8 protein-coding genes are annotated in these 10,121 nt (G+C 44.9%); 3 read left to right on the top strand and 5 right to left on the bottom strand.

The window, feature by feature from the left end; translation table 11 throughout:
* Positions 1–55 precede the first annotated feature (55 nt).
* Positions 56–1,090, top strand: coding sequence for an NADP(H)-dependent aldo-keto reductase (locus tag RH46_RS02350; RefSeq protein ID WP_006877796.1), 1,035 nt, complete (start codon positions 56–58; stop codon positions 1,088–1,090).
* A 38-nt stretch (positions 1,091–1,128) separates the two neighbouring features.
* Here RH46_RS02350 and RH46_RS02355 read toward each other — a convergent pair whose 3' ends face one another.
* The 5 genes from RH46_RS02355 to brnQ all read right to left on the bottom strand — a co-directional run bounded on the left by RH46_RS02355 (position 1,129) and on the right by brnQ (position 7,656).
* Positions 1,129–1,380 (bottom strand): hypothetical protein, encoded by a 252-nt coding sequence (locus RH46_RS02355; protein ID WP_006877797.1) that lies wholly within the window; start codon positions 1,378–1,380, stop codon positions 1,129–1,131.
* A gap of 502 nt (positions 1,381–1,882) precedes the next feature.
* A complete protein-coding gene (gene vpsR / locus RH46_RS02360) occupies positions 1,883–3,217 on the bottom strand; it encodes a cyclic-di-GMP-binding transcriptional regulator VpsR (protein ID WP_006877799.1) in 1,335 nt (444 codons plus the stop codon).
* Between the two features lie 308 nt (positions 3,218–3,525).
* Positions 3,526–5,043 (bottom strand): lysine--tRNA ligase, encoded by a 1,518-nt coding sequence (gene lysS / locus RH46_RS02365; protein WP_006877800.1) that lies wholly within the window; start codon positions 5,041–5,043, stop codon positions 3,526–3,528.
* Between the two features lie 38 nt (positions 5,044–5,081).
* Positions 5,082–6,180 (bottom strand): peptide chain release factor 2 gene (gene prfB / locus RH46_RS02370; RefSeq protein ID WP_138922145.1). Its coding sequence is split into 2 segments (ribosomal slippage): positions 5,082–6,104 and positions 6,106–6,180, totalling 1,098 coding nucleotides; the frame shifts between segments, so codons are not numbered across the junction.
* 162 nt (positions 6,181–6,342) lie between these two features.
* Complete coding sequence (gene brnQ, locus RH46_RS02375; protein WP_006877802.1) at positions 6,343–7,656, bottom strand: branched-chain amino acid transport system II carrier protein; 1,314 nt, start codon at positions 7,654–7,656, stop codon at positions 6,343–6,345.
* A 317-nt stretch (positions 7,657–7,973) separates the two neighbouring features.
* Here brnQ and RH46_RS02380 point away from each other — a divergent pair, with 317 nt between their 5' ends.
* Both RH46_RS02380 and srmB read left to right on the top strand, forming a co-directional pair.
* On the top strand, positions 7,974–8,681 hold the full coding sequence (locus RH46_RS02380; RefSeq protein ID WP_006877803.1) for a tRNA1(Val) (adenine(37)-N6)-methyltransferase: 708 nt from the start codon (positions 7,974–7,976) through the stop codon (positions 8,679–8,681).
* 89 nt (positions 8,682–8,770) lie between these two features.
* Positions 8,771–10,006, top strand: coding sequence for an ATP-dependent RNA helicase SrmB (srmB, locus tag RH46_RS02385; protein ID WP_006877804.1), 1,236 nt, complete (start codon positions 8,771–8,773; stop codon positions 10,004–10,006).
* The last annotated feature ends 115 nt before the right edge of the window (positions 10,007–10,121 follow it).

The raw sequence follows: 10,121 nt of genomic DNA on the forward strand, positions 1-10,121 counted from the left end.
GATACTTGCTTCCCCTATAGTGGGATCATATTCACCGCTATAACAAGGAAGGTCGATGCAATATCACAAGCTACCACACTCCACACTGGAGTTAAGTAAGATCTGTCTTGGCACAATGACATTTGGTGAGCAGAACACCGAACAAGAAGCATTTAGTCAGTTGGATTACGCATTTGAACGCGGGGTTAACTTTATTGATACCGCTGAGATGTATCCCGTTCCGCCACAGGCAGGCACGCAAGGTTTAACCGAGCAATACATAGGCAACTGGCTGGCGAAATCAGGCAAGCGAGAGAAGATCGTGTTAGCGACAAAAGTCGCAGGCCCACGTAATTTGCCTTACATCCGCGATAACATGAGTCTGGATAGACGTAATATTCATTTAGCGATCGATGATAGCTTAAAGCGTTTGCAAACTGACTATGTCGATCTCTACCAACTGCATTGGCCTCAACGCAAGACTAACTGCTTTGGCCAACTCAACTACCCCTATCCTGACTCGCAGGAAGAGGTGACTCTTATTGAGACACTTGAAGCACTAGCAGAACTCATTAAGGCCGGAAAAATTCGTTACATTGGTGTATCCAATGAAACCCCTTGGGGGGTAATGACGTTGCTCAGACTGGCAGAAAAACATGAGCTTCCGCGAATTGTCTCTATCCAAAACCCATATAACTTACTCAACCGCAGTTTTGAGGTTGGACTATCAGAGATCAGCCATTACGAGGGAGTACAACTGCTTGCCTACTCTCCGCTAGCGTTTGGTTGTCTGAGTGGTAAATACCTTAATGGCAAAAGACCACAAGGCGCTCGCTGCTCCCTGTTTGAACGCTTTGTTCGTTACTTTACACCGCAAGGTATTGAAGCGACCCAAGCCTATGTGAATTTGGCTAAAGAGCATGGTCTCGATCCGGCGCAAATGGCATTGGCTTTCATTAATCAGAGACCCTTTGTCGCATCGAATATAATCGGCGCGACAAATCTGGATCAGCTTAAATCAAATATCGATAGTTTAGATGTCGTCTTAACAGATGAGTTGCTTGCGGGCATCCAGGAGATTGGCACGACATACTCCAACCCTTGCCCATAATGGTTAGTCGGGCAGGCGCAACACGCCTGCCCTTCTGATTACGTTGGTATTCGCGAGCTCAGTACACGACGAAGGTGACGAATACGACGCTCGGCTTTAACGCTATCTGGCTCAGTTAAACCTACTGGGCGACCATCTTGCTCAAGACCAATATCTCGAAGTAGATGAGCGTTGTTCCAAGGAATATCAAAAGCACTACGACGTAGTTTTCGTTTCCACTGTTGCTCTTCACGGCGAAGATCGGCTTTAACTAGTAGCGTTGCAAGTTTTAGATATACAGAATGACTCATGAGTTTTCTCCAGTTGAGTATGAAGCTGGGAAAAGATCAACGAATCGATAGATCAATAGAGTGTTTTAATTCGCTGCTTTTCCGCAGCCAATTAAAAAATTTGGATACGGATTAATTACATTGGGTTATCTAGTTTTCGATCGGCGCCAAACGCATTACGTTTGGAGTCAGCCATCGCAGAGATGGTTTGATCGACAGAGGCACAGATAAATGATTTAACAGTGATATGTTTCATTGTGCGCCTCCTAGCTAATGTATTAATCCAAAGATAGTTTGATGGGTATGAGCCCTAGCTCATGGTTAAATTCTAACCGCGAAGGTTATAAATTCAACTCTTTTTTATCGATAAGGTTAAAACAATTTTTTAACCTAGGAATTTGCCATAAGAATCAGCAGATATAAGATATTCAACCTGGTTATAATTCATTATTAGAGAATTATTCGCTAATAAAACAAAGCCACGCTCGATTAAAGCGTGGCTTTTTATCTATTAAACAATCAATTAGACCGGAACGTCCGAGATCAGGTTATGTTTGTTTAATAAACGATACATTGTTGCACGGGATACACCGAGCTCTTTCGCTGCCATTGAGACTTGCCCTGAGTGAGATTCCAGAACCAACAGCAGTGCATCTCGCTCACTACGCTCACGAATACTCTTCAGGCTACGACGACTATCGCTGCGTTTAGGCAGGTCTAGGTGAACCTCATCCAGCATCACCGTATCTGACATCAGCACGACTCGCTTGATCTGATTCATCAGTTCACGGACATTACCCGGCCAATGGTAACGAGTGAGTGCACGTGTCGCCTCTTCAGTAAAACTGCGAGCCTGTGCATTGTACTCTTTCGAATATTCCTGCAAGAAGTGACGAGCCAGAATTGCCACATCCCCTGCTCGCTCTTTAAGGCTAGGAACATTGATTCGTAATACATTAATGTAGTGGTAAAGCTCTTCATTGAAGTCGCCATCAATTAGCGCCTTTTCAATATCCGCAGAGTTAGCCGCCAATACACGTACATCCACCTCTTTACGACCAGCAGCAGTATCTACCATACCTTCCTGCAGGAATCTGAGTAGATTGAGTTGCTGTGATTTAGGCAAAGTGAGAATGTCGTTGAGCAGGATGGTTCCGCCGTGCGCTTTTTCAAGAATCGATAGTTCACTGGTATCATCGCGGTTAATACCAAACAGATCGCTTTCGATACGGCGCTCTGACATTGCTCGACAGTTAACTGAAATAAACTCTTTATTGGCGCGTGCAGAAGTTCGGTGTACAGCGCGAGCTACTGTCTCTTTACCGGTACCACTTTCACCATAAATTAAAATACTAACGTCAGTTGGGCCAATTCGTTTTATCTGGTCACGCAGGCGTTTGACTGGGATCGAATCACCAATCATGCCCATATCACTCTGGTTTCCGTAATGAGGCCAGACTTTTTTCTCCAGCTTCAGCATCCCAAGCTGATGACCAATCGTACTGAGCAGTTGCGCATCAGGAATTGGTGCTGTGAAAAAGTCGATACAGAAGTTAACGATGAACTGACAGATGGTGTCAGAGCTTAACTGAGATTCTCGAATAAACGCTAACCAACGAACTTGCTTATGCTTGCTTACCAGGTTGGCGATCCCGTTAAGACTAAACTCATCATGACTCAGATCGACAATGCCTATGCAAGGGCCTGTTTCGGTGAACAAAGCATCCGCTTTACGTAAATCACCACACTGAGTACATCTCCACCCAACCTGTTCTAACACTGAAAGCCATGGTTCGTAGGTCCCACCAACTACGACCAAAGAACCCGGAACGGAATCCATTCGGAATTGACTACCCATGAAGCTTATTCCTTATTATTGATAATATGAATGCAATGTGTGCCGATGCACATATAAATCTATTTGGTTACATTATAGAGACTCTGGCAGAGAATCTGTCTCAATAATAAGACTAGCGGTGGAATCGCCCTTTTTCCATACGTTGTGAGAGTCGACTCAAACTATTTTACCGCCCTCAATAAGATTTCATTCACTTACCGAATGGTATCCTTTTGTTATTGCGAAAAAACTCATTAGCCAGTGGTTATTTATCCTGCGCCAAAAACGAAATAAGCCACCCGAAGGTGGCTTATTTAATCACTTAATACTTAAGCTTGAGGACGCATCGCAGGGAATAGGATTACGTCACGAATCGTATGAGTATTTGTGAATAGCATCGCTAGACGGTCAATACCAATACCCTGACCCGCTGTTGGCGGTAGGCCGTGCTCAAGGGCTGTAATGTAATCTGCATCGTAGTACATTGCTTCATCATCGCCAGCATCTTTTGCATTAACTTGCGCTTTAAAGCGCTCATCCTGGTCTTGTGCATCGTTAAGCTCAGAGAAACCGTTCGCTACTTCACGACCACCGATGAAGAACTCAAAACGGTCAGTGAAGAATGGGTTGTCATCGCTACGACGAGCTAGCGGAGAAATGTCCGCTGGGTAACCAGTGATGAAAGTCGGCTGAATTAATTGCGGCTCAGCAGTTTCACCAAAGATCTCTTCAAGAAGCTGACCACATGTCCAGAACGTTTCAACTTCAACGTGAACAGACTTAGCAATAGCAACCATCTTGTCGCGGTCTTGTAAGTCTTCCTCAGTCAGAGCCTGAATTTCAGCGTGATCCGGGTTGTAGTGCTTGATCGCTTCAAACATGCTCATGCGAGCGTAAGTACCACCAAACTCAACCGTTTCGTCACCGTAAGGCATAGATGTTGAACCAAGAACTTCCATAGCCACAGTGCTCAGCATCTCTTCAGTCAGATCCATCAGATCTTTGTAGTCAGAGTATGCCTGGTAGAATTCCATCATTGTAAATTCTGGGTTGTGACGAGGAGAAAGACCTTCGTTACGGAAGTTACGGTTGATCTCGAATACGCGGTCAAAACCACCAACAACCAGACGCTTCAGGTATAGCTCAGGAGCAACACGTAGGTACATGTCGATGTCCAGTGCGTTGTGGTGAGTAATGAATGGACGAGCTGTTGCACCGCCAGGGATCACGTGCATCATTGGCGTTTCAACTTCTAGGTAGCCTTTTGAGCTCATGAAGTTACGAATAGCCGATACAAGCTTAGAACGGATGATGAACGCTTCGCGAGAATCTTGGTTAACGATAAGATCAACGTAACGCTGACGGTAACGCATCTCTTGGTCAGTCAGACCATGGAACTTCTCTGGAAGTGGACGAAGTGCTTTAGTTAGCAGCTCGTATGACTCCATGTTCACGTAAAGGTCACCTTTACCTGACTTGTGAAGCGCACCTTTAACACCGATGATGTCACCGATATCAAGACCTTGGTATTTCTCTTTCAGCTCTTTCTGAACGTCTTTTGCAGCGTATGCCTGGATACGGCCTGACGTTTCTTGAATCGCAAGGAAAGGACCACGCTTAGCCATTACACGACCAGCGATAGCGACTACATGGTTTAGCTCTTCTAGCTCTTCCTTCGTCTTTTCACCGAACTCTTTTTGAAGGTCGCCCGCTAGTGCGTCACGACGGAAGTCGTTAGGGTGGCCGTTTGCTTTGCAGCTTTGGCGGATATGATCCAGCTTGCTACGACGCTCAGCAATCAGCTTGTTTTCTTCTTGTACGTTGTCGTTTTGAACAGCATCAGTCATTTTCGATGTATCCTGTTTCGTAAGTGTCGGTGAAAAGCTTAAAGACCTGATTTCAGGCTAGCTTCAATAAATTTGTCTAAATCGCCGTCAAGAACCGCTTGAGTGTTACGGTTTTCAACGCCGGTACGTAAATCTTTAATACGGGAGTCATCCAGCACGTAAGAGCGGATTTGGCTACCCCAACCAATGTCAGATTTAGCATCTTCATTGGCTTGCTTCTCAGCGTTCTGCTTCTGAATTTCTAATTCGAAAAGCTTAGCGCGAAGCTGCTTCATAGCCTGATCTTTGTTCTTATGCTGAGAACGGTCGTTCTGACATTGCACTACAGTGTTGGTTGGTACGTGAGTAATACGGACCGCAGATTCTGTGGTGTTAACGTGCTGACCACCAGCGCCAGATGCACGGTATACATCGATACGCAGATCGGCAGGGTTAATGTCGATTTGAATGTTGTCATCAATCTCTGGATAGATAAACGCAGAAGCAAACGAAGTATGACGACGGCCACTTGAATCAAATGGAGACTTACGAACCAGACGGTGAACACCAGTCTCAGTGCGCAACCAGCCGTAAGCGTATTCGCCAGAAATCTTAACCGTCGCGCCTTTAAGGCCAGCAACTTCACCCTCTGATACTTCAATCACTTCTGTTTTGAAGCCTTTCGCTTCAGCCCAACGCAAGTACATGCGTAGCATCATTGAAGTCCAGTCTTGTGCTTCTGTACCACCAGAACCAGATTGCAAGTCGATGTAGCAATCCGATGAGTCATGGTCGCCCGAGAACATACGGCGGAACTCTAGTTTTTCTAACTTAGATTCAAGCTCAGCGAGTTCAGGTTCGATTTCGTCGAAAGTTTCCTGATCTTCTTCTTCTACAGCAAGCTCTAGTAGGCCATCAACATCTTCTACGCCTTGCTCTAAAAGATCGATGGTTTCTACAACAGCTTCTAATGATGAACGCTCTTTACCTAGCGCTTGTGCGCGCTCAGGTTCGTTCCATACATCTGGCTGCTCTAATTCTGCGTTGACTTCTTCTAGACGCTCTTGCTTAGCGTCATAGTCAAAGATACCCCCTCAGGACATTAGTGCGCTCAGACACGTCCTTTAGGCGGTTTTTAATAGGATTGATTTCAAACATGTTTGCTCAACATTTATGAGTAGAATTTAACCGAGGAATTGTACTCAAAAGTGTGATGAAGATACAGGAATTTTTTAAAGGTGAATAAAAATTCAAATGCAAAAAAAATCCCCTGTCACGCCTTACGCGACAGGGGATCATTAACTCAGTCAGAGTGAGAGATTATGCGTTCTCTTCCGCTAGCACTGGCTCTTCAACTTTACCGACAAATAGCATAGCAACCATAGCGACAACCGTTGGTAGTAACCAGCCCATACCGATATCAAATAGCGGTAGCATGTTTAGTGCAGATACATCGACACCCGCAACCTTCGCCGCATCAATTAATGCAAACAGTAACGAAACCAGAATGACTACTCGATATGCAGCTTTAGGGTTAGGTAGCTTCTTACGTAGGAAAGTCAGAGCAACCAGAGCAATCGCTACAGGGTATAGAGCGAATAGTACTGGAACTGATAGTGAGATTAGCTGAGACAAACCAACGTTAGCCACAACTGCACATGCAACACCATTGATGATAACCCAAGTCTTGTAAGAGATTGGAGTCAGTGAGCTGAAGTAGTCAGAACAAGCAGAAACAAGGCCGATAGCCGTTGTCAGACACGCTAGCAGTACAATGACAGATAGTACGATTTGACCGTAAGGACCGAATAGCGACTGAACGTAAAGGCTTAGAACCACGCCACCGTTATCTGCACCAGCTGCTACTGTCGCACTTGTTGCACCTAAGTAGAAAAGAGATACATAAACGAAAGTCAGACCCGCTGCCGCAATACAAGCCGCACTGATTAGGTACTTCGACGTCGCTTTCTGTTCAGTAATACCTTTCTGACGTAGTGCATCAACGATCAGTACACCAAACATCAGTGAACCGAAGGTATCCATTGTGTTGTAGCCTTCAAGGAAACCTTTCTGCAGTGGGTGAGTTAAATATTCACCGTGAGCTGCAATCATCTCACCTTGCGGATCAATAAATACTGCTACTGCTAATACGATTAGACCCAGGAACAGAACAGGAGTCAGAACTTTACCAATCACATCGATCAGTTTGCCCTGTGACCAAGCAAAGAACATGGCTACAGCGAAGAACAGAATAGAGAAAATAGTCAGGTGTGACTGAGCAGCATCAACAAAAAATGGTTTTACTGCCATCTCGTAAGCAACAAGACCAGTACGTGGCGCAGCAAACGCAGGACCGATAATGATAAAGATCAGTACCGCCATGATCATTGCTGCACGTTTTGGAAGATCTTTGGTTAAATGCTCCCAAGAGCCACCAGCAACAGCAATAGCAACGATAGTAATAAGAGGTAGACCTACTGCAGTTACAAGGAAGCCTGCCATTGCAGGAATAACGTTTTCACCAGCCAATTGACCAGCTAAAGGTGGAAAGATGATGTTACCTGCACCCAAAAAGAACGCGAAAAGCATAAAGCCTACCGCAAGAATATCTGTTAGTTTTAAAGTCTGATTCACAGTCGACCCTTTACTTATAATCTAATGAATGTTGTGTTTGTTGGATGGTCAAAATTTGCCGTCCACTCGTTAAATTAAGGCGCGCATAATGACGAAAACCTCATCAACTCGCAAGCCAAAGGCGAAAAACACCACATAAATTTATAATTACAACTAAAAACCAGCATACATCACTAGATTTACTTAATTAAGTAGATATATAAACTAGCCAAATTCCATTACACACCAAAAACAAACAGAACAATAAACCATACAAATAATTAACAACAGATCAATTAACTCAAAAAACAACCAATTCCCGATAAAGATAAAAACTTATGAATAAGACGAAAAGCTTTGAGTTCAAACAATTTAAGATTGAAGGTGGCTATTCAGGCATGCCTGTCAGCACCGATGGCGTGATGCTCGGTGCGTGGATAGATCTCGCTGGCTACAAATCTCTGTTAGATATCGGGACAGGCACTGGTTTACTCGCTTTGATGTGCGCTCAACGTAGTCATCTACTCAACATTGAAGCGATCGATATTGAACAAAACGCGATTGAGGCCGCTCAAGCTAACTTTGACGCATCTGCCTGGTCTGATCGACTGACTCTCCATCACGCCGACGTACTCAAACACCCTTTTAAGCACAGTTTTGAGGCTATTATCTGTAATCCCCCGTACTTTAATAGTGGTGAGCAAGCGGCTAATAGTTCTCGAGCCGTTGCCAGACATACCTCGACTCTCGAACACTCGCGACTTCTGAAACGCTGTTGGTCACTGCTGAGCGATAACGGCTGCGCTAGTTTTGTCCTGCCGATAGTAGAGGGAGAGCAATTTATTGATATCGCTAAAACACAAGGCTGGCAGCTAAAAAGACACTGCTCGATCCAGCCAACGCCTAACAAACCCGTCAGTCGTATTCTATTCGAACTAAGCAAACAGCCTGTAACCACTCACTTTGAACAGCTAACTATTCATCAGGATAATGGTTACTCCGCTGAGTTTATCGACTTAACTAAAGACTTTTATCTCAAGATGTAGAAAATAAGGTGTGATCCTTGTCACCGATCACTCTATAATACGTCCCCTTAAAATATTGCTCACACCAACTCGCTTGTGGAGACATCATAGTGATCAGAAATTTTGCTGAATTAGAGTTAGATCCTAATCTACTCCTCGCAATTGAAGAAATGGGTTATGACCGCCCGACACAAATTCAGGCTGAAGCGATTCCACAAGCGTTGGATGGTCGAGATGTCTTGGCATCTGCGCCAACTGGCACCGGAAAAACCGCAGCATTTGCTCTGCCTGCTTTGCAGTTTTTACAAGACTTCCCACGCCGTAAACCAGGACCTGCACGTGTTCTTATCCTGACTCCAACTCGTGAGTTAGCGATGCAGGTTGCTGATCAGGCTCGAGCTCTGGCGAAGCACACTAATCTGAACATTTTCACTATTACTGGTGGCGTTCAGTATCAAGAGCACGCAGATATTCTTGCCACAACTCAAGATATTGTTGTCGCAACGCCAGGTCGTTTAATGGAGTACATCGAAGCCGAGCGTTTTGATTGTCGTGCAATTGAATGGTTAATTCTTGATGAAGCAGACCGCATGCTGGACATGGGTTTTGGCCCAACGGTCGATCGTCTTTCATCTGAATGTCGCTGGCGTAAACAGACGCTGTTATTCTCAGCGACATTAGAAGGCAAAGGTGTCGAAGGTTTCACTGCGGATCTACTTAAAGACCCAGCGGAAATTGACGCAGAACCATCACGCCGTGAACGCAAAAAAATTGCCCAGTGGTACCACCGTGCTGATGACATGACGCATAAACTGGAACTACTAAAGAAGATCCTTACCGAACAGGCAGAACGTTCAATCGTGTTCTTAAAAACACGTGAGCGCCTTGCTGAATTGCGTACCGAACTGGAAAAAGCACAAATTCCTTGTGCGTGGATCCAAGGCGAAATGCCACAGGATCGCCGTAATAACGCTATTGCACGCTTCCGCGACGGAACAGTGAACGTACTTCTTGCTACCGACGTTGCCGCTCGTGGTATCGACCTTCCTGACGTTAGCCACGTGATCAACTACGACATGCCACGTAGTGCTGATGTTTACCTACACCGTATCGGCCGTACTGCCCGTGCTGGTAAAAAAGGTAATGCGGTATCACTTGTCGAAGCGCACGACCAGCCAATGATAGATCGCGTAGCGCGCTACGTTAAAGAAGATATTAAAGAGCGTTTCATTAAAGAGATGCGCCCTAAACACAAGAAACCTGTGTTTAAGAAGAAGAACAAAAAGAAAGACGACAAGAAAAAGACGGCCGCTAAGAGTAAAAAGAAGGTCGGGAAGAAGAAGTAACGGAGTCGAGAAGGGTTTGAAGGGTTGACACTTAATGTCAACCTTTTTCTTTTAAAATCAGACAATTAAACTTAAACATTAGCCAGCACTGCCTGCAACTTTAGACTTACTCACC

Source organism: Vibrio brasiliensis LMG 20546, from assembly GCF_000189255.1.
Lineage (GTDB): Bacteria > Pseudomonadota > Gammaproteobacteria > Enterobacterales > Vibrionaceae > Vibrio > Vibrio brasiliensis.

Bases quoted from the DNA above. Each gene is read 5' to 3' on its own strand.
- RH46_RS02350 (WP_006877796.1), top strand. From the start codon at position 56: ATGCAATATCACAAGCTACCACACTCCACACTGGAGTTAAGTAAGATC.
- RH46_RS02355 (WP_006877797.1), bottom strand. From the start codon at position 1,380: ATGAGTCATTCTGTATATCTAAAACTTGCAACGCTACTAGTTAAAGCC.
- vpsR (WP_006877799.1), bottom strand. From the start codon at position 3,217: ATGGGTAGTCAATTCCGAATGGATTCCGTTCCGGGTTCTTTGGTCGTA.
- lysS (WP_006877800.1), bottom strand. From the start codon at position 5,043: ATGACTGATGCTGTTCAAAACGACAACGTACAAGAAGAAAACAAGCTG.
- RH46_RS02380 (WP_006877803.1), top strand. From the start codon at position 7,974: ATGAATAAGACGAAAAGCTTTGAGTTCAAACAATTTAAGATTGAAGGT.